The 25,504-nt window shown below is 70.6% G+C and carries 24 protein-coding genes; 13 read left to right on the top strand and 11 right to left on the bottom strand.

Going from position 1 to position 25,504, the window contains the following annotated elements; translation table 11 throughout:
* Positions 1–19: 19 nt before the first annotated feature.
* Together AC5JOC_RS11920 and AC5JOC_RS11915 are read right to left on the bottom strand one after the other, a co-directional pair.
* Complete coding sequence (locus AC5JOC_RS11920) at positions 20–1,849, bottom strand: DEAD/DEAH box helicase (RefSeq protein ID WP_159878916.1); 1,830 nt, start codon at positions 1,847–1,849, stop codon at positions 20–22.
* Positions 1,850–1,941: 92 nt separating this feature from the next.
* Entirely contained in the window at positions 1,942–2,778 is an 837-nt protein-coding gene (locus tag AC5JOC_RS11915) for a DUF1206 domain-containing protein (RefSeq protein WP_192004832.1), read from the bottom strand.
* A gap of 107 nt (positions 2,779–2,885) precedes the next feature.
* Here AC5JOC_RS11915 and AC5JOC_RS11910 point away from each other — a divergent pair, with 107 nt between their 5' ends.
* Together AC5JOC_RS11910 and AC5JOC_RS11905 are read left to right on the top strand one after the other, a co-directional pair.
* Positions 2,886–3,908, top strand: a complete 1,023-nt coding sequence (locus AC5JOC_RS11910; RefSeq protein ID WP_494246463.1) for an alpha/beta fold hydrolase — start codon at positions 2,886–2,888, stop codon at positions 3,906–3,908.
* 93 nt (positions 3,909–4,001) lie between these two features.
* Positions 4,002–5,483 (top strand): MFS transporter, encoded by a 1,482-nt coding sequence (locus tag AC5JOC_RS11905; RefSeq protein WP_236555475.1) that lies wholly within the window; start codon positions 4,002–4,004, stop codon positions 5,481–5,483.
* A gap of 21 nt (positions 5,484–5,504) precedes the next feature.
* Here AC5JOC_RS11905 and AC5JOC_RS11900 read toward each other — a convergent pair whose 3' ends face one another.
* Positions 5,505–6,053: a dihydrofolate reductase family protein gene (locus AC5JOC_RS11900; protein WP_159878910.1), complete on the bottom strand. Its 549-nt coding sequence runs from the start codon at positions 6,051–6,053 to the stop codon at positions 5,505–5,507.
* 118 nt (positions 6,054–6,171) lie between these two features.
* On the opposite strand from AC5JOC_RS11900, the gene ligD reads away from it, so the two are divergent.
* The gene (ligD, locus tag AC5JOC_RS11895; RefSeq protein WP_124769431.1) at positions 6,172–7,197 is read left to right on the top strand and encodes a non-homologous end-joining DNA ligase; all 1,026 of its coding nucleotides are present in this window, start codon (positions 6,172–6,174) and stop codon (positions 7,195–7,197) included.
* A gap of 64 nt (positions 7,198–7,261) precedes the next feature.
* On the opposite strand, the gene AC5JOC_RS11890 is transcribed toward ligD, so the two are convergent.
* The gene (locus AC5JOC_RS11890; protein ID WP_064295440.1) at positions 7,262–7,582 is read right to left on the bottom strand and encodes a hypothetical protein; all 321 of its coding nucleotides are present in this window, start codon (positions 7,580–7,582) and stop codon (positions 7,262–7,264) included.
* A gap of 261 nt (positions 7,583–7,843) precedes the next feature.
* Between AC5JOC_RS11890 and AC5JOC_RS11885 the strand changes: the two genes are divergently transcribed.
* Together AC5JOC_RS11885 and AC5JOC_RS11880 are read left to right on the top strand one after the other, a co-directional pair.
* The gene (locus AC5JOC_RS11885) at positions 7,844–8,887 is read left to right on the top strand and encodes an NAD(P)-dependent alcohol dehydrogenase (RefSeq protein ID WP_064296121.1); all 1,044 of its coding nucleotides are present in this window, start codon (positions 7,844–7,846) and stop codon (positions 8,885–8,887) included.
* Between the two features lie 21 nt (positions 8,888–8,908).
* Positions 8,909–10,132 (top strand): MFS transporter, encoded by a 1,224-nt coding sequence (locus tag AC5JOC_RS11880; RefSeq protein WP_079706054.1) that lies wholly within the window; start codon positions 8,909–8,911, stop codon positions 10,130–10,132.
* Here the strand turns inward: AC5JOC_RS11880 and AC5JOC_RS11875 are convergent.
* Complete coding sequence (locus AC5JOC_RS11875) at positions 10,129–10,896, bottom strand: PIG-L family deacetylase (RefSeq protein WP_494246462.1); 768 nt, start codon at positions 10,894–10,896, stop codon at positions 10,129–10,131. The two genes, AC5JOC_RS11880 and AC5JOC_RS11875, sit on opposite strands and share 4 nt — an antisense overlap.
* Entirely contained in the window at positions 10,893–12,125 is a 1,233-nt protein-coding gene (locus AC5JOC_RS11870) for a glycosyltransferase (RefSeq protein WP_191941154.1), read from the bottom strand. The genes AC5JOC_RS11875 and AC5JOC_RS11870 overlap by 4 nt, the downstream gene beginning before the upstream one ends.
* Before the next feature lie 139 nt (positions 12,126–12,264).
* On the opposite strand from AC5JOC_RS11870, the gene AC5JOC_RS11865 reads away from it, so the two are divergent.
* The 4 genes from AC5JOC_RS11865 to AC5JOC_RS11850 all read left to right on the top strand — a co-directional run bounded on the left by AC5JOC_RS11865 (position 12,265) and on the right by AC5JOC_RS11850 (position 15,814).
* Entirely contained in the window at positions 12,265–12,687 is a 423-nt protein-coding gene (locus AC5JOC_RS11865; RefSeq protein WP_194718772.1) for a VOC family protein, read from the top strand.
* Positions 12,688–13,002: 315 nt separating this feature from the next.
* Positions 13,003–14,295 carry a DUF222 domain-containing protein gene (locus AC5JOC_RS11860; protein WP_494246461.1) on the top strand — a complete coding sequence of 431 codons (1,293 nt, stop codon included), beginning with the start codon at positions 13,003–13,005 and terminating at the stop codon, positions 14,293–14,295.
* A 212-nt stretch (positions 14,296–14,507) separates the two neighbouring features.
* Positions 14,508–15,233 carry a TetR/AcrR family transcriptional regulator gene (locus AC5JOC_RS11855; protein ID WP_124769425.1) on the top strand — a complete coding sequence of 242 codons (726 nt, stop codon included), beginning with the start codon at positions 14,508–14,510 and terminating at the stop codon, positions 15,231–15,233.
* A gap of 65 nt (positions 15,234–15,298) precedes the next feature.
* The gene (locus AC5JOC_RS11850; RefSeq protein WP_064296128.1) at positions 15,299–15,814 is read left to right on the top strand and encodes a CarD family transcriptional regulator; all 516 of its coding nucleotides are present in this window, start codon (positions 15,299–15,301) and stop codon (positions 15,812–15,814) included.
* Between the two features lie 67 nt (positions 15,815–15,881).
* Here AC5JOC_RS11850 and AC5JOC_RS11845 read toward each other — a convergent pair whose 3' ends face one another.
* Complete coding sequence (locus AC5JOC_RS11845) at positions 15,882–16,280, bottom strand: hypothetical protein (RefSeq protein WP_274500006.1); 399 nt, start codon at positions 16,278–16,280, stop codon at positions 15,882–15,884.
* Between the two features lie 67 nt (positions 16,281–16,347).
* On the opposite strand from AC5JOC_RS11845, the gene AC5JOC_RS11840 reads away from it, so the two are divergent.
* A complete protein-coding gene (locus AC5JOC_RS11840; RefSeq protein WP_124769423.1) occupies positions 16,348–17,187 on the top strand; it encodes a siderophore-interacting protein in 840 nt (279 codons plus the stop codon).
* A 44-nt stretch (positions 17,188–17,231) separates the two neighbouring features.
* Here AC5JOC_RS11840 and AC5JOC_RS11835 read toward each other — a convergent pair whose 3' ends face one another.
* Positions 17,232–18,230 (bottom strand): NAD(+)/NADH kinase, encoded by a 999-nt coding sequence (locus AC5JOC_RS11835; protein ID WP_236555474.1) that lies wholly within the window; start codon positions 18,228–18,230, stop codon positions 17,232–17,234.
* A 160-nt stretch (positions 18,231–18,390) separates the two neighbouring features.
* Between AC5JOC_RS11835 and AC5JOC_RS11830 the strand changes: the two genes are divergently transcribed.
* Positions 18,391–19,164: an alpha/beta hydrolase gene (locus AC5JOC_RS11830; RefSeq protein WP_079706045.1), complete on the top strand. Its 774-nt coding sequence runs from the start codon at positions 18,391–18,393 to the stop codon at positions 19,162–19,164.
* A 41-nt stretch (positions 19,165–19,205) separates the two neighbouring features.
* On the opposite strand, the gene AC5JOC_RS11825 is transcribed toward AC5JOC_RS11830, so the two are convergent.
* Positions 19,206–19,667: a DUF3817 domain-containing protein gene (locus AC5JOC_RS11825; protein ID WP_079706044.1), complete on the bottom strand. Its 462-nt coding sequence runs from the start codon at positions 19,665–19,667 to the stop codon at positions 19,206–19,208.
* A gap of 197 nt (positions 19,668–19,864) precedes the next feature.
* On the opposite strand from AC5JOC_RS11825, the gene AC5JOC_RS11820 reads away from it, so the two are divergent.
* Positions 19,865–20,914, top strand: a complete 1,050-nt coding sequence (locus AC5JOC_RS11820; RefSeq protein WP_194600463.1) for an LLM class flavin-dependent oxidoreductase — start codon at positions 19,865–19,867, stop codon at positions 20,912–20,914.
* Positions 20,915–20,920: 6 nt separating this feature from the next.
* Here AC5JOC_RS11820 and AC5JOC_RS11815 read toward each other — a convergent pair whose 3' ends face one another.
* Complete coding sequence (locus AC5JOC_RS11815) at positions 20,921–22,135, bottom strand: sensor histidine kinase (protein ID WP_494246460.1); 1,215 nt, start codon at positions 22,133–22,135, stop codon at positions 20,921–20,923.
* A gap of 104 nt (positions 22,136–22,239) precedes the next feature.
* On the opposite strand from AC5JOC_RS11815, the gene AC5JOC_RS11810 reads away from it, so the two are divergent.
* Complete coding sequence (locus AC5JOC_RS11810; RefSeq protein ID WP_079706041.1) at positions 22,240–22,974, top strand: response regulator transcription factor; 735 nt, start codon at positions 22,240–22,242, stop codon at positions 22,972–22,974.
* 27 nt (positions 22,975–23,001) lie between these two features.
* Here AC5JOC_RS11810 and AC5JOC_RS11805 read toward each other — a convergent pair whose 3' ends face one another.
* Positions 23,002–25,446, bottom strand: a complete 2,445-nt coding sequence (locus AC5JOC_RS11805) for an ATP-dependent DNA ligase (protein WP_494246459.1) — start codon at positions 25,444–25,446, stop codon at positions 23,002–23,004.
* Positions 25,447–25,504: the final 58 nt, after the last annotated feature.

The following is a 25,504-nucleotide window of genomic DNA, read 5'->3' as shown; positions in this document are numbered from 1 at the left end:
CTCGTCGTGTGCGTGCGAGCTAGGAACGCGGCTTGCGGTCGTACGAGCCGCCGCTCGTGCCACCCTCGTCGTCGCGTCGGCGGGCGGGGCCGCCACGGTCGGGACGGAGCTCGATGAGCTTGCCGCTGATGCGGGTGTTCTCGAGACGGTCGAAGACGTCGTTGCCGAGGCTCGCGGGGAGTTCGACGATCGAGAAGTCCGGCTTGATCTGGATCGCGCCGAAGTCCTCGCGTTTCAGACCGCCCTCGTTCGCGAGCGCGCCCACGATCTGACGCGGGTCGACCTTCTGGCGACGACCCACCGCGATGCGGTACGGGGCCATCGGTCCGCTGGACGGACGGCTGCGACGCTCGGGACGGTCGCCCTGATCGCCGCGGTCGCCGCGGTCGAAGCGTGAGCCGCGGTCGCCGGAGTCACGACGGTCGCGACCGGCGCGGTCGTTGCCACGGTTGGTGTTGTCGAACTCCTCGCGGCGGCGGCGCTCGTCCTCGGCCGAGAGGAGCAGCGGCGTCTCGCCCTGGGAGACGACGGCCAGGGCCGCGGCGACGTCGGCCTCCGGGACGTCGTGGTGGGAGACGTAGTGGCCGATGATCTCGCGGAAGCGCTCGATGCGGTCGGTCTGGCCGAGTGCCTCGGTGATCGCGTCGTCGAAGCGGGTGAGGCGCGTGGCGTTGACGTCGTCGACGCTCGGCAGCTGCATCTGCGTGAGCGGCTGGCGGGTGGCCCGCTCGATGGCCTTCAGGAGGTGGCGCTCGCGCGGCGTGACGAAGCTGATCGCGTCACCAGTGCGTCCGGCGCGGCCCGTGCGGCCGATGCGGTGCACGTAGGACTCGGTGTCGACGGGGATGTCGTAGTTGACGACGTGGCTGATGCGCTCGACGTCGAGACCGCGCGCGGCGACATCGGTCGCGACGAGGATGTCGAGCTTGCCGGCCTTCAGCTGGTTGACGGTCCGCTCGCGCTGCACCTGGGCGACGTCGCCGTTGATGGCGGCCGCCGAGTAGCCGCGCGCCCGGAGCTTCTCCGCGAGCGTCTCGGTCTCGTTCTTCGTGCGCGTGAAGATGATCATCGCGCTGAAGTTCTCGGTCTCGAGGATGCGGGTCAGGGCGTCGACCTTCTGCGGGTACGAGACCGTCAGGTAGCGCTGCGTGATGCTGGCCGAGGTCGTGGTCTTCGTCTTGACCGTGATCTCTTCCGGGTTGTTCAGGTACTTCGCGGAGATGCGACGGATGGACGACGGCATCGTCGCGGAGAACAGCGCGACCTGCTTGTCCTTCGGGGTGTCGGCCAGGATCGTCTCGACATCCTCGGCGAAGCCCATCTTCAGCATCTCGTCGGCCTCGTCGAGCACGAGGTACTTGAGCTCCGTGAGGTCGAGGGTGCCCTTCTCCAAGTGGTCCATGATGCGACCCGGCGTGCCGACGACGATGTGGACACCGCGACGGAGGGCCGACAGCTGGACGCCGTAGCCCTGGCCGCCGTAGACGGGCAGCACGTGGACGCCGCGCAGGTGGGTGGCGTACTTCTCGAACGCCTCGCAGACCTGGAGGGCGAGCTCACGGGTCGGTGCGAGGACGAGCGCCTGCGGCGTCTTCTGCGTGATGTCGAGGCGGGACAGGATCGGCAGGGCGAACGCCGCGGTCTTGCCGGTGCCCGTCTGTGCGAGGCCGACGACGTCGCGTCCCTCGAGCAGCAGCGGGATGGTGGCCGCCTGGATGGCGGACGGGGTCTCGTAGCCGACGTCCTTGAGTACCTTGAGCACCGCGTCGTCGAGGCCGAGGTCGGAGAAGGTCTGCGTAGCGCCGGCGGGTTCCGCCTCGGGCTGCGTCGTGGAATCAGAAGACGTCATACTCCTAACGGTAGTCGCAACGCAAGCGTTTGCAGGACATGGTCTGGAGCCGACCCCTCCGCGTCGCCGCCAGAGGCGCCCGCCTCACCGTCCTACAGGCTGCCCCAGCGCGCCCGGGCACCGCAGAAGAGTCCGTAGGCGATGAGCCCGACGCCGACCACGAGCAGGATGACGACGCCGAACGGGAGCGCGGCCAACGCCGAGATGGCGCCGTCCATGCCGGAGGCCTTCTCGGGGTCCTGGGTCGCAGCGGCGACGATGAAGAGGATCCCGACCGTGACGAGCGCGACGCCCTTCGCGACCCATCCGACGACCCCGAGGACGACGACGGCACGCTTCGTCGTGCCGGTGGGCGGGTGCACGTCCTCGAGGAACTTCCGCGTGACGCCCTTGAAGACGAAGAAGCCGCCGATGCCGATGACCACGAGGCCGACGACGATGACGACGAACACCCCACCGGGGGAGGACAGGAGGGTCGCCGTGAGGCCCTGGCTGGACTGCGAGGAGTCCTGGCTGCCGCCGAGGGCGAAGGTCAGCGCGGTCGATCCGACGGCGAGGTAGGCGATCGCGCGTCCGGCGGTCGAGATCCGCTTGCTCCACCGCTTGCGGGTGTCGGATTCGCGCACGAGGAAGGCGGAGATCGCCGTCCAGAGACCGAGGGCGAACAGTCCGACGGCGACGACCCAGATGATGACGATCCCGCCGGGCGTGCCTGCAAGGGTCTTGAGCGCACCCGACTGGTCCGCGTCACCGCCGCCGCCGGATCCACCGCTCGCGCCGGACAGGGCGATGGAGATCGCGATCCCGCCGATGAGGACGTGGAGCAATCCGTTGACGGCGTGGCCGGTGCGGGCGAGGGTGCGGAGGGTCGTGCTGTTCTGTGCGGTTCCAGCGGCTTGGTCTGCGGCGGCGCGTGCGTTCTCAGGCATCAGACCACGGTAGCGGCCGGGTTCCCGACCGGAAGGGGGGTTGCGCGCCGCACCGGGGGACCGGCGTCGTCGATCGAGCACCGATCCGAGCGGTACCTCGTTTCCGAATGACACGCATGCCCGTGAACTCCTCGCGTCCTGCCCCGCCGGACGACCCCTCCGTGATCACCGCCGATGCGACCGCGCTCGGCCTGCGACGCGTCACGGTGGACACCGACATCGGACCGGTCACCGTCCGGGCGGGTCGCGAAGCGGGCGGACCGGCCATGATCCTGCTGCACGGCGCCGCCGGCTCCTGGACCACGTGGTCACCACTCCTCCGAGCCGACGACGAGCGGGGCGCGGTCGTCGACGACGTCATCGCCGTGGACCTCCCGGGGTGGGGTGATTCGGCTCTTCCCACCGCCGACCCGGTGACGGTCGGAGACCTCTCCACAGCCGTCGCGACCGTCGCCCGCTCGCTCGGCTACCGGTCCTGGCGCGTCGTCGGGCATTCGCTCGGCGGGTTCGTCGCGCTCGACCTCGCCGTCCGCGAGCCCGAGGCGACGATCCGGGTCGACCTCGTCTCGCCGACGGGGATCGGCGTCGTCGAGGCGATCCGCCAGCCGGTCGGTGGCGGCGCCCGGCTCCCGTGGTTCGCGGGCATGCTCCTCGGCGATGCGCGTGCTGCAGGCGCTCGGCGAACGCGGACCGGGGCTCGTCCGCGCGCTGAACCGGATCGGCCTGCTCGCACCGCTCATGTCGCCCCTGTTCGGACGACGCCGGGACCTCGACCGGTCGGTCGTCGACGCGCTCGCAGCCGACGTCCGGCCGGCGTCGTTCCTCCTGGCGGCCCGAGCGGCCGCCGCCTACGACCTGCACGTCTGGCGCGGCGTGCGGTGTCCCGTCCGCGGCATGATGGGCGACCGCGACGTCTTCATCGGGCCCGACGACACAGCCGTCCTCACCGCCCTCGTCCCGGACCTCCGGCTGCGCACACTGCCGGCGACCGGGCACTTCGCGGCGGTGGAACACCCGGAGGCCGTCCTGGAGCTCGTCACCTCGGAGTGATCCGCGTGGCCTCACGGGTGCAGCGACGTCGGCATCCGCTATCCTGGTCCTCTGCCCGACTTCGTGGTTGGGGTGGTTGATCGTCCGCACCGTGCTGCACTCGCGCCGTGTGCCGAGCATCGATCTGGGGCTGGAAACCCCCAGCACCCCCACCCCTCGCACGGAGGTCCTCCTTGTCTGCATCCGCAGCCACCGCATCGCATCCCACCGAAGCACCGTCCGGTTCCCCGGCCCGCCGCTGGTGGGTCCTCGTCGTCCTCGCGATGACGCAGCTCATCGTCGTCCTCGACGGCACGATCGTGAACATCGCCCTTCCGGCAGCCCAGCAGGAGCTCGAGCTGTCCGACACGCAGCGTCAGTGGGTCGTCACGGCCTACGCCCTCGCGTTCGGCGCCCTGCTGCTGCTCGGTGGCCGCATCGCCGACTACTGGGGCCGGAAGCGCACCTACCTGGTCGGCATGGTCGGCTTCGGCGCCGCATCGGCCTTCGGCGGGTTCGCCCAGAGCGGGACCGAGCTCATCGTCGCTCGCGGTCTGCAGGGCGTGTTCGCAGCGCTCATGGCACCCGCCGCACTCGCGCTCCTCACCGTCACCTTCTCCCACGGACGCGACCGCAACACGGCCTTCGCCGTCTTCGGCACCGTCGCCGGTGCGGGAGCGGCCGTCGGCCTGATCCTCGGCGGCGTGCTCACCGAGTTCGTCGACTGGCGCTGGTGCCTCCTCGTCAACGTGCCGTTCGTGATCGTCGGACTCATCGCCGGCCTCATCCTCGTGACCGAGAGCAAGGCCGAGGGCGACAACCGCTACGACTGGCTCGGCGCGATCACGGTCATCCTGGGCCTCGGTTCCCTCGTCTACGGCTTCACGCTCGCCGAGGGCGGCTGGGGGAGCGCCGACACCATCGGCTTCCTCGCGCTCGGTGCGGGACTCCTCTCCCTCTTCGTCTTCATCGAGATGCGCGTCGCGCAGCCCCTGCTCCCGCTGCGCATCGTGGCGGACCGGGTCCGCGGCGGTGCCTTCCTCATGCAGATGATCGTCGGCAGCGTCATGATCGGGGCCCTGCTCTACCTGACGTTCCACCTGCAGATCGTGCTCGGCTTCCCGCCGCTCGAGGCCGGCATCGCGACCCTCCCGATGACCGTCGCGATCATGATCGTCGCCCCGATCGCCACGAAGCTCCTGCCGGCCATCGGCCCGCGCCCGCTGCTCATCATCGGTCCGCTCATCGCGGCGGCCGCCCTCGTGTACCTCAGCCGCATCACGGCCGACGGCGACTACTTCGTCCAGGTGCTGCCGGCGCTCCTCGTGCTCGGGATCGGCATGGCGATGATCTTCGTCCCGATGCAGAACCTCGCGCTGACGGGTGTCGCCCCGCACGACGCCGGTGCGGCCTCCGCCACGGCGAACGCCTCCATGCAGATCGGTGGGTCGATCGGCCTGTCGGTCTTCACCACGGTCTACGCGAGTGTCACCGACCAGGCGACGGTCACCGATCAGGCGTCGCAGCTCGTGGCGTTCACCCAGGGCTACTCGGCGGCGTTCATCGCGGCTGCGGTCGGCCTCGTGATCGCGAGCGTCATCGCCATCGTCTGCATCCGCGGTCGCAAGGAGGACCTCCTGCCCTCGGGCGACCAGCAGGCCGTCCACCTGGGCTGAGTCGGCCGTGCGGCGACCCGCCTAGGCGCGGGGAGCGTACGTCGAGAGCACGTTGCCGGAGCTCGTCCGCACCGAGTGGACGAGCTCCAGGCGTGTCACCGGGTCGCTCGGTTCGAACAGATGACGCCCGGCACCGGCGACGACGGGGTGGATCATGAGGGTGAGCCGGTCGAGCAGACCGGCGAAGAGGAGCTGCCGCACGACGGAGATGCTCGCCTGCACCGCGATGCGCCCGCCGTCCTGCCGCTTGAGCTCCTCGACGAAGGACTCGAGCGTGCCGGGGATGAGCGTCGCGTTCTCCCAGGACAACGGGCCCGCCAGGGTGCGTGATGCGACGTGCTTCCGCACGGGGTTGATGAAGGAGCCGAACGGGTCGTCGTCGCCGACCGTCGGCCAGAACCCGCTCCACTGCTCGTAGCTCACGCGTCCGAGCAGGACGTCGTCGATCGGCGCGATCGCCTCGGTCATCATGGCGCCCATGTCGGCGTCGAAGTGGTCGAACTGCCACTGATCGGGCGACTCGACGACGCCGTCGACGGATTGGAAGAGGGAGGCGTGGACCTCGCGCATGGTGGCTCCTCGGCAGGGTGGTGACGGCGGGTTCGATGGACAGCTCCCGTTCTACTCCGCTGCGGCGACGAGCACCACCCTCGTGACCACGCCGGGCGGGGCGCGTACGGTGTCCGACATGGCCAGCACCGCGATCGTCCTCACCGTCCCCGGACCGCACGGCGACCGCGAGGTGCGTCTCTCCAGTCCCGACCGCGTGCTCTGGGAGGAGTCCGGTGTCACGAAGCGGGAGCTCGCGGAATACCTCATCGAGGTCGCGCCGGCCTTCCTCGCCGCCAACGGCGACCGCCCGGTGTCCCTCCAGCGGTTCCCGGGCGGTGTGGACGGTGAATGGTTCTTCTCGAAGAACCCGCCGAAAGGAGCACCCGAGTACGTCCGGGCGGTCGACGTCGTGTATCCGAGTGGCCGGCGGCATCCGCAACTCGTCCTCGACGAGGCCGCTGCGGTCGTCTGGGCCGCGCAGATGAACACGGTCGTGTTCCATCCGTGGCCGTCACGGGCATCGGACACCGACCATCCCGACGAACTGCGGATCGACCTCGACCCGCAGCCGGGGACCGACTTCGCCGACGCCGTGCGCGTTGCGGGCTCGCTGCGGGAGCTGCTGACGGAGGTCGGACTGACCGGGTTCGTGAAGACCTCCGGCAACCGAGGTGTCCACGTGTTCGCGCCCATCGTGCCGGAGCACGAGTTCCTCGACGTCAGGCACGCCGTGATCGCGGCGGCTCGGGAACTGGAGCGACGGGATCCCGACCGCGTCACGACCTCGTGGTGGAAGGAGGAGCGCGGTGAACGCATCTTCGTCGACTACAACCAGGCGAACCGCGACCGGACGATGGCCGGCGCCTACAGCCCCCGTGCGCTGGCCTCGGCGACCGTCTCATGTCCGGTGACCTGGGACGAACTCCCCGAGATCGACCCGGGCGCCTTCACCGTGCGGACCGTCCCGGAGCGACTCCGGACGACCGGAGACCCGTGGGCCGGCATGCACGACACCGCCGGGCGCATCGACGTCCTCCTGCAGTGGTGGGAGCGGGACCTCGAGCAGGGACTGGGGGAGCTCCCGTTCCCTCCCGACTTCCCGAAGATGCCGGGCGAGCCGCCGCGGGTGCAGCCGAGTCGCGCCAGACACTCCGAGGACTGAGCCCACCCGGACACACGAACGCCCGGTGATCGTGGATCACCGGGCGTTCTGCTGAATCAGGGCGCTATTCGGCCTTGCCGAGGGCGAAGCGGACGCCGCCCTGCTCGTCGATCTGCGCGTCGAGGACCGCGTCGCTCAGGGCGACGGCTGCGGACTCCTCGAGGAAGACGGTCGCTCCGGCGCTCTCGATGACCTGGTCGGCCTCGTGCGGTGTCGCCGTCATGGTGACTTCGAAGTTGTTGTCGTCGGAGCTGCTGCTGATGCGCAGTCCGGCGCCGTGCGTGAGCGACGACGCGTCGTCCGGGACGACCAGTCCCGGGGTGAGTGGTGCGTTCTCGGCGAGGGTCTTGACGACTCGGCCGGCGTTCTCGGTCAGGGTGAGCATGTGTGTTCTCCGTTCCGTTCGCGAATACGAGTTCCCCACCTTGCTCGGGTTCGCGGCAGGATGCCACCCTGAGGCCGATCCTCTGCGGGAACTGCCAAGCAACTCTGCAGGGATTCACACCTCCGCGCCGCTCGTAGCACAGCTCGGGTGATCGTCCCTTGGGGGTTCGTCCGGTGGAGTGGGCTGCTAGCGTCGAACGTGCTGTCCGGCGCGTGCATCCCGCCCCACGGCACCCCCAACACCCCCAGCCCGAGGAGTCCTATGACCACCGTCGCCGCCATCATCAAGCCCACCGCCGACGCGCCTTTCGAGGTCGGCACCATCGAGCGCCGTGCGCCGCGCGCCAACGACGTCGTCATCGACGTCCACTACGCCGGCATCTGCCACAGCGACATCCACCAGGCCCGCGAGGAATGGGGCAAGGCCATCTTCCCGATGGTCCCCGGCCACGAGATCGCCGGCATCGTCACCGAGGTCGGCGACGCGGTCACCAAGCACCAGGTCGGCGACCGCGTCGGCATCGGCTGCTTCGTCGACTCCTGCCGCGAGTGCGAGAACTGCCTCGCCGGCGAGGAGCAGTTCTGCCTGAAGGGCAACGTCGCCACCTACAACGGCCGTGAGTACGACGGCGAGCCCACGTACGGCGGCTACAGCAAGCAGATCGTCGCCGACGAGAACTATGTGCTGAGCATCCCCGAGGGCATCGAGCTCGACGTCGCGGCACCCCTGCTGTGCGCCGGCATCACCACCTACTCGCCGTTGAAGCACTGGGGCGCCGGTCCCGGCAAGCAGGTCGCCATCGTCGGGATGGGTGGCCTCGGTCACATGGGCGTCAAGATCGCCCACGCCCTCGGCGCAGAGGTGACCGTGCTCAGCCAGACGACCTCGAAGGAGGAGGACGGCAAGCGCTTCGGGGCCGACCACTACTACGCGACCGGTGAAGAGGGCACCCTGAAGTCGCTCCGCGGACGCTTCGACCTCATCATCAACACGGTCTCCGCCGACCTCGACATCGACGCCTACCTGTCGACGCTCAAGCTCAACGGCTCGATGGTCTTCGTCGGACTGCCCGAGAACACGCAGCAGTTCCGGGTGTTCTCGCTCGTCGGTGGCCGCCGCTCGCTCGCCGGCTCGAACATCGGCGGCATCCGCGAGACGCAGGAGATGCTCGACTTCTGCGCCGAGCACGGCATCGGCTCGCAGATCGAGCTCATCGGTGCCGACGAGGTCGAGGGCGCCTACGACCGCGTGGTCCGCAGCGACGTCCGCTACCGCTTCGTCATCGACACGGCGACGATCGGCTGATCGCACCGATACCCTGAGAGCATGATCCGGCTCCCGTTCCGTCGTCCAGGCGGAGCGGGAGCCGTTCCTCGTGAGCCCCTCGGCCGCGAGGTCCTCGTCCTCGGCGGTGTCGCGTTCTTCGTGATGCTCGGGTTCGGTGTCGTGATCCCGGTCCTGCCCGTGTACGTGCGGAGTTTCGGCGTCGGCTACCTCGAGGTCGGGGCGGTCGTTTCGGTCTTCGCGCTCATGCGGCTCATCGCGAACCCGTTCGTGGGTGCGCTCGTCGATCGGATCGGCGAGCGGGTGGTGCTGGCCACCGGCATCGGGATCGTCGCGGTGTCGAGCGCGCTCGTCGGGCTCGCGGCGGACTATCCGCAGCTACTCCTGCTCCGCGGGGTCGGAGGGATCGGGTCGGCGATGTTCTCCGTCGCCGCGATGACGCTGCTGCTGCGCACCACCCCACCGCACCGTCGTGGACGGGCGGTCGGGTTCTACCAGGGCGGGTTCCTCGTCGGCGGCATGGCCGGACCGGCCGTCGGTGGCCTGCTCGCGACCATCTCGCTCACGGCACCCTTCTTCTTCTACGCCGGGACCCTCGCGGTCGCCGGCGTCCTCGGACTCGTGATGCTGCGCGGCAGTCGGATCGCCGCGCCGGTCGAGACCGCCACGCAGGCCGAGCCGTTCCGCACCGTCCTCGCCGATCGCCGGTACCAGGCGGCGCTCCTCGCGAACTTCGCGAACGGATGGGCGTCGATGGGCGTCCGTGGCGCACTCGTGCCGGTCCTCGTCGTGGAGGCGCTCCACGAGGAGGCCGCCTGGACCGGGATCGCGTTCGCGATCGCCGCTGTCGCCCAGACGCTCGCGCTCGGTCCCGCCGGCCGCTTCGTCGACACCGTCGGACGGCGACCCGCGATGCTCGTCGCGTTCCCGGTCGCGGCAGGGGCGCTGCTCGCCATGCCGTTCGTCGGCGAGCTCTGGCTGCTTGTCGTCGCCCTGTGCGTCTACGGCGTCGCGGCGGCCTTCCTCGGGACCGCTCCGGCGGCTGCCGTCGGAGACGCCGCGGGTGGTCGGGGAGGCCGGGCCGTCGCGGTCTTCCAGGCGACGTCCGATCTCGGCGCCATCGTCGGCCCGCTGGTCGCCGGCGCACTGCTCGACGCCTTCTCGTTCCCCGCGGCCTTCGGTTCCGCGGTCGTGCTCATGCTGCTCGTCCCCGTGCTCGCGGCCCGCATGCCGCGGGAGCACCGGAACCAGCCGGCGACCACCTAGCGGGACCGGAGTCGCAGGCCCACCGAGGTGGTGATGTCCTCGCGCTGACCGCCGGAGTGCACGAGCTGCTCGCCGTCGACCGTCAGCTGGCTGGCGTGTTCCGCGAGCGCCGCGGCGACGATCGGGAGGCGGTGCTCGAGCGGGAACCACACGGCGTCGTCGCCCAACGGTTCCAGGTCGGTGCGGTGGTGCACGAGTTCCGCGAACGGCACCCCGCTCCTCCGCGCCGCGACGATCGCGGCCTCGTGCATGCGGAGGTGGTCCGGGTGCCCGTACCCGCCACCGTGGTCGTAGCTGATGACCAGGTCCGGCGAGACGTGTCCGATGAGCGCGACGAGGTCGTCGGCGACGAAGTCGAGCGGAGCGAGTGAGAACGCGCCGGGGGAGACGTCGTCAGCGGGGCCGGCGAGTCCCTCGCGCACCCACCGCATGCCAGAGTCCACGTACCGCGTCGACGTCCCCGGCCGGGCCGCCGGACCCGTCCCCAACCAGAACTGCTCGGCCACGCCGAGCGTCCGGCAGGCGGCGGCGAGCTCCGACTCGCGGTGGGACGCGAGTGCAGCGGAGCCGGCGAGGGACCGGAGCGGGCCGTCGACGACCTCGCCGCGCTCGCCTCGCGTGGCCGTCACGAGGACGACGCGAGCCCCCTTGTCGACGAGCTCGGCGATGAGCGCACCCGAGGCGAGCGTCTCGTCGTCGGGGTGCGCGTGGGCGAACAGGACGGTGCGCCCGCTGTCGACGAGCGGGAGGAGTCCGCGGTTCACGAGACGGAGGTCGCCGGAGCGGTGGCGGCGGCCGGAGTGGTGTCGAGCAGGGTCCGGTAGACGTCGACGAGGGCGTCTCCCGAGCGCTGCCAGTCGAACCGCTCTGCCCGACGTCGCGCTGCCGAACCGAGCTGCGCGAGCCGCTCCGGGTCGCCGAGGATGGACGAGACCGCGGCGCCCCAGACCTGCGGGTCGCGGGAGTCGATGACGATGCCCGTCTCGCCGTCGACGACGGCCTCCCGCAAGCCGCCCGAGGCCGCCACGACGGTGGGCACGCCGCTCGCCGCGGCTTCCAGTGCGACGAGACCGTACGTCTCCGAATGGGAGGGGACGAGCACGAGCGTGCTCTCGCGGAACAGCGTGGCGAGCCCGACGCGCGACTGCGGCCCGACGAATCGGACGTCGTCGGCGACGCCGAGGTCGCGGGCGAGGGCGGCGAGTTCCTCGGCGTAGCGGTCGTAGTCGACCGAGACGTCCCCGGCGATGACGAGTTCGGGGCGGAGCTCGGGCGCGACCGCGGCGATGGTCTCGATGGCGAGGTCGAAGCCCTTCAGCGGGTGCAGGCGACCGGCGACCACCGCGGTCGGACGACCTGCACGAGGACCGTCGAGCGGGTGGAACAGCGTCCCGTCGACACCGGGTGGCACGATCGACACCCGATCGGGGCGGGCTCCGAGCCGGGTGATCGCGGTGTCGGCCTCGGCCGCGCTGATCGCGACGACTGCGTCCGACTCCGCGGCGAGCCGTGCCTCGCCGGCCAGGCGCCCGGGGGACTCGGCGCGCTCGCCGTGCGAGAGCGGCGTGGTGGACTCGGCGGCGATGCTGTGGAAGCTCTGCACGTGCGGGATCCCCAGCTCCCGCGCGAGGGGGAGTGCGGCCATGCCGGAGAACCAGTGGTGGGCGTGTAGGACGTCGTATCGCGGCAGTCGGGCGAGTTCCGAGCGGAAGTCCTCGACGAATTCCTCATGCCGACCCTTCGCGACCGGCTCGACGGGACCGGCGTCGAGGAAGCGCAGGGTCACGCCGGGGGCGAGGGAGGCGGCGGACGGCTGGTCGGCCGAAGACCGCCGGGTGATGACGTCGACCTCGTGGCCCGCTGCGCCCATCGCGACGGCCTGATGACGGACCACGACGTTCATCCCGCCAGCATCACCGGAACCCGGCTCGTCACCGGGACTGGTGTGGAGCGAGATCATCGCGATGCGGAGGGGCTGGGGTTGCGAGGGCACCAGACGAGCCTAGTAGCCGTGGGCGTCCCGGCCCCTCGTGACGGAGACACCGGAACGTGCTCGCGCATCCGACGCCGGAGCGTGAGAATGATCGCGAGACGAGCGCGACGATGCGCCCGCCCAGGCGAAAGGGACGATCATGACGACGCTCAACCCGTACCTCGGCTTCCGCGGGACAGCCCGCGAGGCGATGGAGTTCTATCAGGGGGTCTTCGGCGGCGAGCTGCTGCTCTCGACCTTCCGTGACTTCGGTGCCGAGGTCGAACCGGACGAGCTGGATCTGGTCATGCACGCCCAGCTCACGGGTGATGCTGGTGTGGTCTTCATGGCGTCGGACACCCCGAAGCACATGGACTATCGCGAGGGCAGCAACTTCTCGATGTCGCTGAGCGGGCCGGACACCGACGAGGCCCGACTCCGCGAGTACTTCGAGCGGCTCTCGGATGGCGGCACCGTCCAGCAGCCGCTGAGCGTGGCCCCCTGGGGCGACTCCTTCGGCATGGTGCAGGACCGCTTCGGGGTCGCTTGGATGGTGAACATCGCCGCCCCGGCAGCCGCGTAGCCGGGGAACACTTCCACCTGGACAAGCCCGGCGAGGGGGAGCGGTCCTGTCCCGAAAGGCGCTCCGGTCCCTGAGCTTGTCGAAGGGCTCGCGTAGGCACTTCGACAGGCTCAGTGACCGGGAGAGGTGCACTCGCATTCACTCCGTTCGCCGAGCAACCCTCTCCGGTCCCTGAGCCTGTCGAAGGGCGCGCCAGAGACCCCGCGAAGCCGGTATCTCTCTTTCGGTCCCTGAGCTTGTCGAAGGGCCACGAGCAACTTCCCGACCGGTCGACTCGGCATCTGGAATGTCAGTGGTCCATGGTGAACTTGTTCCATGACCGAGACCACCCCCGCCGCCGCGATCCGCGCTGGCGACGAGTACGCCGCGCAGCTGGCGGAGTTCTCGGACGAGTGGGCGGAGATCCACCGGCAGCAGGCCGTCCTGGACGCGCGGAAGGCGCGCCTCCTGGCCCGCTCCGCCGCCTACGCGGACGCGTTCGCGGACGCCACGGTCCCGGCGATCTTCCCGCCGGCTGAACGTCAGGCGCTCTCCCGCCGGTCGACGTGTGCGGCCCTCGCGATGGCGACCCGGATGCCGGAGCGGACGGTCCAGCTTGCGACGAACGACGCCGAACGCCTCGTGAATGACGCACCGGCTGTGCTCGCGTCGCTCGAGGCCGGCCGGATCTCGGCGCGGCATGCGCAGGTGATCACCGACCAGCTCTGTGACGTCCCGACCGCGGGACGGGCGGTGTTCCTCGACCAGGTCCTGCCAGTCGCCGAGCGCACGACCGCCGCTGGCCTCCGCACGCGCGCCCGCGTCCTGCGCGAGCGCCTCCACCCCGAATCCATCACCGCCCGCGCAGTCCGCTCCGAGGCTGACCGCCGGGTCGAGTTCGAACCCGCAGCCGACGGCATGGCCTGGGTGCACCTCTTCACCACCGCACCCATCGCGCAAGGCATCATCGAGCGGGTCGAGGCGGCTGCCGCGGAATCGCGCAAGGCCGGTGACACCCGCACGTGCGCGCAGCTGCAGGCCGACGCCCTCGCGGCGCTCGCGCTCACCGGCGTGACCCCGGACGACGTCATGTCGAGCCCGGTGCTCCCGCACCCGATCGAGGTGCAGGAGCACATCAAGCCCACCGTGCAGATCACCGTCCCGGCGCTGAGCATGGCCGGTGTCAGCGACGCCCCGGCCACCCTCGACGGCTACGGCCCGATCGACCCGGAGACCGCCGCACGTATCGCGGTGAACGCGCCCAGCTTCACCCGGATCCTCGTCCAGCCGGAAACCGGCGCGGTCCTCTCCGTCGGGCGGAATCAGTACCGCGTTCCCGGCCGATCTGCAACGCGCGGTCCGCCTCCGGGACGGCACCTGTCGGGCACCGGGCTGCGGCAGGCGAGCCCGGGCCTGCGACCTCGATCATTCGGTCGCGTGGGAGGACGGCGGGACGACAGATGTCGGCAATCTCGCCTGCCTGTGTCGACATCACCACCGGATGAAGCACCTCCCCGGGTGGGACCTCGAGCATCGGCCGGGCGGGGTCCTCGACTGGACGACACCCGACGGGAAGCAGTATCGGACCGAACCGGATCCCGCACCGTTCTGACCGTTTCCGGCCCCTGAGCCTGTCGAAGGGTTCCTCGTGGGCACTTCGACAAGCTCAGTGACCGGAAGAAGTTCACCGTGAACGTTTCGGTCCCTGAGCCTGTCGAAGGGTTCCTCGTGGGCACTTCGACAAGCTCAGTGACCGGGAAACGTCTGTCCGCACCGCTTCGGTCCCCGAGCCGACACCTGTCTCGGACAGCTGTCCGAGAAGTCGTGGTACACTGGTGGGAATGCCTCGCACATCAGGAGTTCCCGCCCTCGGTGTCGAGCAGTCCACCACTGAACGTCCCGCTCCGCCGTCGCGCGTCGAGCGCTTCGCTCCCGTCCTCCGAGTGACGGGCGACCCACGTGCCGAGCGCACCAGGCAGACGATCTTCGACGCCGTCGCCACCATCCTCGCCGGTCGGCCGGAACGGGTGTCCGTCGGCGACATCGTCCGGGTCGCCGGCATCAGCCGCAGCTCGTTCTACGCACACTTCTCCAGCCTCGACGACCTCACCGCGGCCTACCTACGGGTGCAGTTCGCCGGCCTTGCCGCGTCCGGTGTCTCGGTGCGTCCCGCCGGGGAGTCGCTGGGCAGCGCCGAGCGCGCCCGCGAAGCCTACCGACGCCTCGTCGCCCAGCTCCTCGAAGACGCACCGCTCTACTCGAGCGTGCTCGAGCTCCCCGTCGCCCGCAGCGCGTTCGACGACCTCGTCGGCGAGCACGCCGACCACCTCATCGGCTCGCTGCTCGAGCGCACCGAGGTCCCGGTCGGCATCCCGGCGGGCCTGGTCTCCGCCTATGTCGCCGGTGGCACGCTCTCCCTCGTCGACGGCTGGCGCCGCGGACGCATCGACGTCTCGGACGACGAACTGGTCGAAGCCCTGGTCGCCCTGCTGCCCGCCTGGCTGCTCGACGAACGACCCGTCGGCGCGTCACCGCCACCACCGACCCCCGAACCATCCGGCCGCTGAACCGCCGGAGCACGACGACGCCGGTGCGCGAGTACCGGTGACGACCTGAGAAGAGAAGAGGAACCATGCAGTTCATCGTTGGAGAGACCCTGGTCTACCCGCACCACGGAGCGGTCACCATCACCGAGTTGTCGAAGGTGACGATCAAGGGTGTCGAGCAGGACGTCATGACGCTTCGCGTGCACACGTCCGAGCTCACCATCAAGCTGCCGATCGCGAACGCCGACCTCGTCGGTGTGCGCGACGTCATCGACCACGACGGCGTCCAGGCCGTCTACGGCGTGCTCCGCGAGCCGTTCGTCGAGGAGCCCGGCAACTGGTCGCGTCGGTACAAGGCCAACCAGGAGAAGATGGCCAGTGGTAACGTCCACCGCGTCGGCGAGGTCGTCCGCGACCTGTGGCGTCGCGACCAGGACAGCGGCGTGTCGGCCGGCGAGAAGCGCATGCTCCAGAAGGCGCGCCAGGTGCTCGTCTCCGAACTCGCGCTCGCGCAGTCGATGACGGACGAAGAGGCGTCCGCGGGCCTCGACGAGGTGCTCGCCTCGTCGATCGCGACCCCCGAGGCCGTCGCCGCCAAGTAGGACCCATGTACACGAGGAGCGCCCCGCCGGTTCGGCGGGGCGCTCTTCGTCGTCGTGGAGGGTGCCTTCAGCCCCCGGTGTTGCCGCTCACGATCGCCAGCACGCCGACGACCGCGATGGCGACGATGGGCCCGAACGACAGGGCGGCCTTGGTGATCGTCCAGGCACGGCTCTCGCGTTCCGGTGCCGGCAGTTCGGCGGGCGACACGTAGACCGGCGCCTGCCCACCGTCACCGGAAGCGCCGCCGCTGAGCTGCAACACCCGCGTGTCCGTCCACGCTCGTCCGTCGAAGTGGACCTGGCGTTCCTCGTCGGTCGGGTGCGGGTACCAGCCCGCGGCTTCGGCCTGCGACGGCTTGTCCCGCTGGAACCGCAGCACCCTCGAGTCGCCCCAGGTCTCGCCGTCGAAGTGGAGTTCCTTCGTCGGGTCGTCGGGGTGCGGGTACCAGCCTGCGGTCGTAGCCATCCCTCAAGTATGACAGCGGGATCGGGGATGCCGAGACCGTCCGATGGGCGGCAGAATGGAGACAATCATGACGACGACACCGCGACCTCGAGCCCCACGTCCACAGATCATCCTCGAGGTGGTCCGCAGTTCCTGGGTCACACCGCACCTCGTGCGCCTCACCCTCGGCGGTCCCGGCTTCGCCGACTTCCAGCCCAAGGACGCCACCGACAGCTACGTGAAGATCTCCTTCGCCAAGCCCGAACTCGGCCTCGAGCCGCCGTACGACCTCGCGGCGCTCCGCGAGACGCTGGCACCCGCCGACCTCCCGGTCACCCGCACCTACACGGTGCGACGCGTGGACCAGGCGGCGGGCACCATGGACATCGACTTCGTGGTGCACGGCGATGAGGGGATCGCCGGCCCGTGGGCCGCTGCCGCGCAGCCGGGAGACCGCGTCGTGCTCGCCGGACCCGGCGGTGCCTACCGACCCGACCCGACCGCCGACTGGCACCTCTTCGCGGGCGACGAGTCGGCGATCCCCGCGATCGCCGCCGCCCTCGAGGCGCTCCCGGCGGACGCGAAAGGGCTCGCGTTCCTCGAGATCGGTGGCCGGGACGACCTCGTCGACCTCGACCACCCGGCCGGGGTGCAGCTGATCTGGGTCGGCCGTGCGGCCCGCGACGAATCGACGGCCGCGCTCCTCGCGACCGCCATCAGCGGACACCCGTGGCCCGACGGACGCGTGCAGGTCTTCGCCCATGGCGAGCGGGAGTCGATGAAGGCGTTGCGCGAGGTGTTCCTCACCCAACGAGGGCTCGACCGCTCCCAGCTCTCTCTGTCCGGGTACTGGGCCTACGGACGCACGGAGGACCGCTTCCAGGCGGAGAAGCGCGAACCGATCGGGGTCGTCCTGCCGACGTCGTGACGCCCCGCCCCGCCCCGGCGCCGCGCTGCGGGCGGGCGCGGGACTCAGTGCGAGGGGTCGGCCGGCTTGCTCCGCGTCCGGCGGACCCGCGACGGACGCTCGACGCGCGCGCGGATGTCCGGTGGAACGAGGTCGAGCAGCTGATCGCGCCGCAACGGGAGGTCGAGCAGGCTGAGTTTCATCCGGCCCTTGCGCGAGTGCCGGCTCGGGTCGAGACGGACGACGTTGGCTGCGTCGCGCACGAGCCGGACGGTCACGACCGCGCCACTTGCAACATCGGCGAGGACCTGGCCGTCGATCTCGACGGCGGCCTGCTTGGTCGCCGTCCCGATCGAGAACTGCAGGCGCTCCGCCGGCCCGAGGATGAAGGAGCGGTCGATGCCCGACATCGGGGCGACCGGCGTCACGACGGTGGCGGCGACGGCGGGGGAGAGCACCGGTCCGCCGGCCGCGTAGTTGTAGGCGGTCGATCCGGTCGGGGTGGCGATCACGATCGCATCGGCTTTGAAGTACCCGTAGGCGGTGCCGTCCACGGCGAGGTCGGCCATGACCACGCCGGTTCCCGGGCGCCGGGCGATGGAGACGTCGTTGAAGGCGAGGAGATGGGCGACCTGCTCGCCGGTGGTGATCGTCACCTCGAGGCCGTGGTGCGGTTCGAGGGAGAACTCGTTGTCGCTGACCCGTTGGAGCGCCTCCGCGAGTGCGGCCGGTTCGACCTCCACGAGGAAGCCGACGTTGCCGTAGTTGACGCCGAGCACCGGTGCGGACCGGCCGGCGAGCAGCCGCATCGCCCCGAGCATCGTGCCGTCGCCGCCCATCGCCACGGCGACGTCGACCGACGACGCGAAGGCGTCCTCGTCGAGCAGTTCGACGTCGTCGCCGAGCCGGTTGGCCTCGGCGCGGAGTCCGACGAGGCGCGCGCCGTGTTCGAGCTGCCATGAGCGGAGGATGCGGACGGAGTCGTCGATGTTCTTCGTCGGGTGCGTGATGAGGCCGATCGTCATCGACGGCCCGGTGGGGTGCTTCGTGCGAGTGGTGGTCACCCGTCGAGCATAGGCCGATCGCCTGACAGCGCGACCGGGACTCGAGCGCCCAGCGGGCAGCAGCGTGGCTCGCGACCGACGCGCGCCGGGCCGGGTTTGGGATACTGGAGGGAGCCGGTCCGCCGTGATCCTCGCGGGGCGCCGAGCGTGGAGGAACGACATGAGCGATGTGACCGAGCACCCTGGCCGACCACGGCGGGCGGGGCGGCTGAAGCCGATCCTCATCGGAATCCTCTGTGCGGTGCTCGTCGTCGTCCTCGGGTTCGTCGTCTGGACCCAGATCGTCATGCAGGGCACCCGTCCCGCCGCACTCGCGGTGTGGGAGGACCCCGCGGTCTCCGTCACCGACGTCGGCGACGCCGTGGTCCTCGCCCCGACCGCGGACGCCGAGCGTCCTGCCTCCGGTACCGGTCTCGTCTTCATCCCCGGGGCGAAGGTCGACCCGTACGCCTACCTGTACAAGCTGTCCGGCGTCGTCGAGGAGGCCGGCGTGACCGTGGTCATCACGAAGCCGACGCTCAACCTGGCGTTCTTCGACCAACGGCCGCTGGAGACGTTCACCGCCGCCGCCCCGGACGTCGACACCTGGTTCGTCGGTGGCCACTCACTCGGTGGGGTGCGCGCCTGCCAGCTCGCGGAGGATCCCGCAGTGACGGGTCTCGTCCTGTTCGGGAGTTACTGCGCGAACGACCTCTCCGGCTCCTCCCTCGAGGTGCTGAGCCTCGCGGGGAGCGACGACGGACTGAGTACCCCGGAGAAGGTCGCCGACGCGCGCGTCCGGTTGCCCGCTGACGCGACGATGATCGAGATCGAGGGGGCGAACCACGCGAGCTTCGGTGACTACGGGGTGCAGCCCGGCGACGGTACGGCGACGATCTCCACCGATGAGGCCCGCTCCGAGATCACGCGGGATCTGGTCGAGCTGCTCGGCTGAGCGTAGGGGTTGGCCCCGGCGGTCCGCAGGGACCCTGACGATCAGCCCTTCGGGACCGGCGGCCCGACGACGAGCAGGGCCGTGAAGACGGCGACGACCACGAGGCCGCCGACGACCACGAGCAGGATCGGGTGTCGGACGAGCCAGCGCGTCAGGCGGTCGAGCACGCGCTGGTCGCGCGGGTCGGCGCCCGCCTCGCGGCGCCACGCCCCGTCGAGTCGGCCGGTGCGGTCCGCCCAGAGGTCGAAGGGGATGGTCGCGTACGGGACGACGGCGCTCACGAGGCCCACGAGGATCGTGCCGATGGGCCAGCGCTGGTTGATCCCGATGAGCAGGACCGTCGCGCCGTACACGAGGAACACGAAGCCGTGCAGCGCGCCACCGATGCTCACGCCGAGGTCGGTCGTCTTCGTGACGTACTTGAGGATCATCCCGATGATGAGCAGGGTCCAGGTGATCGCCTCGGCGATCGCGATCAGGCGGAAGAGGCGGCGCGGCGACACAGGGGCTCCAAGGCTCGGGGTGCAGGTCTTCCAGCTTGCCAGGGACGGCTGAGAAGGCGCTCCCAGCCGGCGTCCGGTTCTGCCACCCTGGGTGGATCGGGAATACCCGTCGGAGTGACGGGGTTCACCGATATGTATGCAAACACATACAATCGCCGTGACAGCTCGCGGCGAGCCACACGACGTTGGAGAACCCCATGACCACACCCCTCGAGTTCGGCATCGACACCTTCGGTGACGTCACGGTCGACGCCGACGGCGCGCCACTGTCCCAGGCGCAGGTCCTGCGCAACGTCGTGGAGCAGGGCGTCCACGCCGAGGCGGTCGGCCTCGACTTCATCGGCGTGGGGGAGCACCACCGCGAGGACTTCGCGGTCTCGTCACCCGAGGTCGTGCTGGCGGCGATCGCGGCCCGCACCGAGCGCATCCATCTCGGATCCGCGGTCACGGTGCTGAGCTCCGACGACCCGGTGCGGGTCTACCAGCGGTTCGCGACGCTCGACGGCATCTCCGGAGGGCGGGCCGAGGCCATCCTGGGCCGCGGATCCTTCACCGAGTCGTTCCCGCTCTTCGGGTACGAGCTGTCGCAGTACGAGGAGCTCTTCGAGGAGAAGCTCGAGCTGTTCGTCGCCCTCCTCGAGCAGGAACCGGTCACCTGGTCGGGCAAGACGCGCGCGCCGCTCCGGGAGCAGTCGGTCTACCCCCGGGTGGAGCACGGGAAGCTGAAGACGTGGGTCGGTGTCGGCGGAAGCCCCGAGTCGGTCGTGCGGACCGCTCGATACGGCCTGCCGATGATGCTGGCCGTGATCGGCGGTGGGCCGCTGCGGTTCGCCCCCTTCGTCGACCTCTACCACCGCGCACTCGCGCAGTTCCAGCTGCCGACCCAGCCCGTCGGCATGCACTCGCCCGCCCACATCGCCGAGACCGATGAGCTCGCGCAGGAGCAGCTCTGGCCGCACTACCGGGCGATGATGGACCGGATCGGCCGCGAGCGGGGCTGGAGCCCGATGACGCGCGGGCACTTCGAGCAGGAGGCCGGCCCGGAGGGTGCGCTGTTCGTCGGTTCGCCCGAGACGGTCGCACGGAAGGTCGCGACCGCGGTCGACGGCTTGGGGCTGTCCCGCGTGGATCTGAAGATCAGCAACGGTTCGCTGTCGCACGAGCACCTCATGGACAGCATCGGTCTGTACGGCTCCGCGGTCGTCCCGCGCGTCCGCGAACTGCTGACCGAGACCTCGACCGCCTGATCCGGTTCAGCGGATCGCCGGCGAGCGGTAGGGCATCGTCAGCGTCAGGACGGTGCCGCCGGTCTCGTCGTCGGGTGCCGGGCCGACCCTGAGGGACCCGCCGAACGCGCCGGCCCGTCGATCCAGCTGCAGCAGGCCGCCGGACGGTTCGGCGTCGTCGCGGAGACCGGAGCCGTTGTCGACGACGCGCAGCTCGACGGCGCCCGCCATCGTCCCTCGCCGCTCGGTGGCGGGCGACGAGACCCGGAGGTCCACGACGAGTCGGTCGGCCGCCCCGTGGGTCAGCGCGTTCGTCACGCCCTCCTCGAGCGTGCGGACGACGACCGCGCGCTCCGCGGTCGTGAAGACGTTGTCGATCGGGTCGTCGAGGAGCCGGAAGTCCGGCGAGACGTCGAGACTGGTGGTGATCGACGGGGGGAGCCGTTGCAGGATCGCGCGGATGCTCGGTGCGATCCCGACCTCGAGCAGCGGCGGTGACAGGAGCCGGCTGAGTTCGCGCACGTCGCGCTCGCGCACGGTGCGGAGTTCCTCGCCGAGCGACCGCAGGGTCCTGGCCGCATCCGACCCGACGTCCGGGCCGCCCTGCTCGAGTGCCGTGGTGACGGATGCGAGCTGGGCGCTGATGAGGACGAGGTGCTGCTGCAGGGTGCCGTGCAGGCCTTCCGCGACCTCCCGCTTCACCCGCAGCTCCTCACCCTGCAGGGACTGGAGGGCGAGGTCGGCCCGGTGTCGCTGATCGGCGTGCGCGCGCTCCTCCTCGCGGGCGCGTCGCCGGGCGGCACTGAGGCTGAACCCGAACGTCGCGCAGACCGCCAGGGCGAGCGTCGTCGTCCCGGCTTCGACGAGGACCGTCTGCAGGCTCGGGTCGCGGTACACGCCCAGCAGGAGCTGGAGTCCGCTTCGCAGCAGCCCCGTCAGCATCGCCACGAGGAGGACACCCGCGAGCACCTTCGGGCGCCACCACTCGTGGAGCGACGGCCCCCACCTCGACCACAGCAGGAGTGCGAGCACGAGGATCGCCGCGCTCAACGAGACGAGGTTGGCGGTGACCCGTTCGGCGAGCATGCCACGCGTCCCGCCCGGGGCGACCCAGGTGTAGATGTAGACGCTCTGGAAGGACACCGCGAGTCCGAAGACCGCGGCCATGGCGCCACTGGCCGTGATGAACGCCCGGCTGTCGCTCCAGCGCTCAGCGCGAGCGGTCCGGGCCTCCTGGGTCATGGCTCCATTCTGACCTGCCGTGCGCGCCACCGCCGACATCGACGTGCGGTCGTTCGGGAGCTTCCCCCTCGGTCGTTCCCCGGTCGATCCGGGATACTCGGAACATGCACCACCAGTCGCACTCCGACCCCTCGCCCGCCGCGCTGTCCACGGTCGGTGACGCGACGACGGACGCCGCGACCACCAGGCCGCTGCGTGTCGGCGTGATCGAGGATCAGCCGCTGCTCGGCGGCATGCTCGCCGAGCTGCTCGACGGGGCGCCAGGCGTGGAGTTCGTCGGGCGTGCCGGTACGGTCGCCGAGGCCCGCAGGCTGTTCCTCCCGGGAACGGTGGACGTGCTGACCATGGACATCGAGCTGCCCGACGGCAACGGGGTGAGCCTCGGCGTCTCCCTCCGCCGGGCGCAACCCGGCCTCGGTGTCGTCCTGCTGTCCGCCTACGACCTCATGGACATGCTGCTCGAGATGCCGGCGGACGTCCGCGACGGGTGGAGCTACCTGTCGAAGACCTCGTCGCTCACGCGCGAGATCCTCCTCGAGGCCATCCGGGTCTCCGCACGTGGCGAGACGATGCTCGATCCCGAACTCATCGACCGGACCCGGCCCAGAGCGGGGTCGAGTCTCGAGTCGCTCACCGACCGGCAGTACGCCGTGCTGCAGCTGCTCGCGACCGGTCGCTCGAACACGGGGATCGCGACCAGGCTCGGGATCGCGGAGAAGTCCGTCCAGAACCACCTCACGGCGATCTACGCCGCACTCGGGATCGAGCACGACACCTCGAGCAACCCACGGGTCTCGGCCGTCCTCGCCCTCCTCGCCGAATCCGGCCGCTTGTCCTGACGGGACGTCCGCGGTCGATGCGCGGGCTCAGCGTCCGCGGTCCGGCGCTTCGAGGTCGTCCACCGTCCGATCGGGGCGCCACCCACGCCAGACCGGATGCCTGAACCGTCCGTCCGGTGTCCACTCGCTGAAGCGGACCTCCCCGATGAGGACCGGTTCCACCCAGTTGGCGTCGGCCGCGTCGGCCGGCGGGACACCCACGAGGGCCGTCGATGCCCGGCCCAGCCGTTCGAAGCGGAGCGCGGTCGCCGCCAACTCCCGATCGCTGAAGCCGCTTCCGACCCGTCCCGCGTAGTGCAGCAACCCGTCCGAGCCCGGCACCCCGAGCAGGAGCGACCCGATCCCACCCGAGCGCCCGCCCCGACCGGGACGCCAGCCGGCCACGACGACCTCCTCCATGCGTTCGTGCTTGAACTTGACCCAGGTGCTGCTGCGCCGACCCGGGCGGTAGCGGCCGTCGAGCTCCTTCGCCATCACCCCCTCCAACCGCAACCCCCGACTCACCTCGAGCGCATCGTCGAGCGAGCCGTCGATCGTCGGTGGCACCTGGACGACGGTCCCGGATCCGATCGTCCGCTCGAGCAGTTCGCGACGCTCCCGGTAGGGCAGCTCCGTCCGATCCGTGTCGTCCAGCGCGAGCAGGTCGAACAGCAGCAGCCGGACCGGCGTCCGACGGCGCTCCCGTTCGACGTCCCGCTCCGCGGTGAGCTGCATCCGACGCTGCAGCAGCGAGAAGTCGGGACGGCCGTCAGGACCCGACGCCACGATCTCGCCGTCGAGGACGACCGCACGGCCGGCGAGCGACGCCGCGAGTTCCTCGACCACCTCCGGGTACGCCGCCGTGAGGTCCTTGCCGTTCCGGCTCGACAACCGCACCCGCCCCGTCGAGCCGTCGACGCTCGCGATCGCACGGATGCCGTCCCACTTCATCTCGAACGCCCAGGATCCGTCGTCGACCAGCTCGCCGGGTGCCGCGACACTCGCGAGCATGGGGGTGGGGATCCCACGAGGCCGTGCGACCGGCGGAGCCGGCGGGTCACCCGGGGCGCGCATCCGGTGGATGAGCCACGACGGCGCCTCCCGTCCCGTCCCGCCCGCGGTCCGGATGAGCGCGAACCGCATCGGCCCGCCGAGCGCACCTCCCGCCCGGCCGTGCAGGGTCCCGATGACCTCGTCGTCGCGCCACTTCTCCAGCTCGTAGGTGCCCGCGTCCCAGATGGTCACCTCACCGGCCCCGTACTCGCCAGCGGGGATCGTGCCCTCGAAACTGCCGTACTCGATGGGGTGGTCCTCCGTGCGCACCGCCAGATGGTTGCTGCTCGGATCCGTCGGCACCCCCTTCGGCAGGGCCCACGACACCAGCACGCCGTCGTGCTCGAGTCGGAAGTCGTGGTGGAGTTTCCGGGCCTCGTGCCGCTGGATCACGAACGAGGGCGGTGTCCCGGCAGCGGCAGGCGACGGCGGTCCGTCCGGGACGGGCTCGGGCGTCCGCTCCGCGTCCCGCTTCCGCCGGTACTCCACGAGCCGGTCCTCGTGTTCCGACGGGCGGATCGTGATCGACGGACGCGGGTCGCCGAGCACCCGCAACGGGTCCTCACCGTCCGCCAGCCGCTCGAGCACCGCAGGGAACTCCAGCTGCGCCAGCCCCGGATCGTCGAGCTCCTCCCACCGGCGGGGAGCCGCCACCGTCGGCCGCGACCGACCCCGCAACGAGAACGGCGCGATCGTCGTCTTCGACCCGTTGTTCTGACTCCAGTCGACGAAGACCTTCCCCGTCCGCCGCTGCTTCGACATCTCGCTCACCACGAGGCCCGGCTCGTCCGCGGCCAGCGCCCGCGCGAGCTCATGCGCCACGAGCGACACCTCCTCGGAACTCTGCCGACCGTCCAACGCCGCGTACAGGTGGATCCCCTTGCTCCCACTCGTGAGCGGAACCGGATCCAACCCCATGTCCACCAACACCGCCCGCGCCAGGCCCGCGACCCCCGCGCACTCGGCGAGGGACACCCCCTCACCCGGATCGAGGTCGAGGACGAGACGGTCGGGCGGACGGCGCTCGCCGGACCGGTCGAACCGCCACTGCGGCACGTGCAGCTCGAGCGCACCCAGCTGCGCCAGCCACGTGAGTGTCGCGAGATCGTCGACGATCGGGTACTCGTTCGTGTGATCGCTGTGCTCGATGGGGAGCCGTTGGACCCAGTCGGGAGCCGAGGCACCCAGGTCCTTCTGGAAGAACCCCGACTCCGGCGACGCAGCCGTCCCGACGCCGTGCACCCAGCGTTTCCGGGTCACCGGCCGATCGGCGAGGTGCGGGAGCAGGTGTTCGGCGACCGCGGCGTAGTAGGCGAGGACCTCGGCCTTCGTCGTGCCGGTCTCGGGGTACAGCACCTTGTCGAGATGGGTGAGCTGGATCCGGCGTCCGTCGACGTCGACCCACTGCGTCTGCGCGCCGCCACCGCTCGTCCTCGCCATGGCGATCAGCCTGCCGCCCACGGGCGTCAAGGGCTAGCCCTTGACGATGTTCCGGGTG

The sequence above is a fragment of the Plantibacter sp. genome (assembly GCF_059073635.1).
Note: the sequence above shows the minus strand (reverse complement) of the source record. Positions and strands in the feature narration are given on the sequence as shown.

Bases quoted from the DNA above. Each gene is read 5' to 3' on its own strand.
- AC5JOC_RS11900 (WP_159878910.1), bottom strand. From the start codon at position 6,053: ATGCGCGAGGTCCACGCCTCCCTCTTCCAATCCGTCGACGGCGTCGTC.
- AC5JOC_RS11810 (WP_079706041.1), top strand. From the start codon at position 22,240: ATGCACCACCAGTCGCACTCCGACCCCTCGCCCGCCGCGCTGTCCACG.
- AC5JOC_RS11855 (WP_124769425.1), top strand. From the start codon at position 14,508: ATGCCTCGCACATCAGGAGTTCCCGCCCTCGGTGTCGAGCAGTCCACC.
- AC5JOC_RS11910 (WP_494246463.1), top strand. From the start codon at position 2,886: ATGACACGCATGCCCGTGAACTCCTCGCGTCCTGCCCCGCCGGACGAC.
- AC5JOC_RS11885 (WP_064296121.1), top strand. From the start codon at position 7,844: ATGACCACCGTCGCCGCCATCATCAAGCCCACCGCCGACGCGCCTTTC.
- AC5JOC_RS11805 (WP_494246459.1), bottom strand. From the start codon at position 25,446: ATGGCGAGGACGAGCGGTGGCGGCGCGCAGACGCAGTGGGTCGACGTC.
- AC5JOC_RS11845 (WP_274500006.1), bottom strand. From the start codon at position 16,280: ATGGCTACGACCGCAGGCTGGTACCCGCACCCCGACGACCCGACGAAG.
- AC5JOC_RS11840 (WP_124769423.1), top strand. From the start codon at position 16,348: ATGACGACGACACCGCGACCTCGAGCCCCACGTCCACAGATCATCCTC.
- AC5JOC_RS11880 (WP_079706054.1), top strand. From the start codon at position 8,909: ATGATCCGGCTCCCGTTCCGTCGTCCAGGCGGAGCGGGAGCCGTTCCT.
- AC5JOC_RS11830 (WP_079706045.1), top strand. From the start codon at position 18,391: ATGAGCGATGTGACCGAGCACCCTGGCCGACCACGGCGGGCGGGGCGG.
- ligD (WP_124769431.1), top strand. From the start codon at position 6,172: ATGGCCAGCACCGCGATCGTCCTCACCGTCCCCGGACCGCACGGCGAC.
- AC5JOC_RS11860 (WP_494246461.1), top strand. From the start codon at position 13,003: ATGACCGAGACCACCCCCGCCGCCGCGATCCGCGCTGGCGACGAGTAC.
- AC5JOC_RS11890 (WP_064295440.1), bottom strand. From the start codon at position 7,582: ATGCTCACCCTGACCGAGAACGCCGGCCGAGTCGTCAAGACCCTCGCC.
- AC5JOC_RS11815 (WP_494246460.1), bottom strand. From the start codon at position 22,135: ATGACCCAGGAGGCCCGGACCGCTCGCGCTGAGCGCTGGAGCGACAGC.
- AC5JOC_RS11820 (WP_194600463.1), top strand. From the start codon at position 19,865: ATGACCACACCCCTCGAGTTCGGCATCGACACCTTCGGTGACGTCACG.
- AC5JOC_RS11865 (WP_194718772.1), top strand. From the start codon at position 12,265: ATGACGACGCTCAACCCGTACCTCGGCTTCCGCGGGACAGCCCGCGAG.
- AC5JOC_RS11850 (WP_064296128.1), top strand. From the start codon at position 15,299: ATGCAGTTCATCGTTGGAGAGACCCTGGTCTACCCGCACCACGGAGCG.
- AC5JOC_RS11915 (WP_192004832.1), bottom strand. From the start codon at position 2,778: ATGCCTGAGAACGCACGCGCCGCCGCAGACCAAGCCGCTGGAACCGCA.
- AC5JOC_RS11920 (WP_159878916.1), bottom strand. From the start codon at position 1,849: ATGACGTCTTCTGATTCCACGACGCAGCCCGAGGCGGAACCCGCCGGC.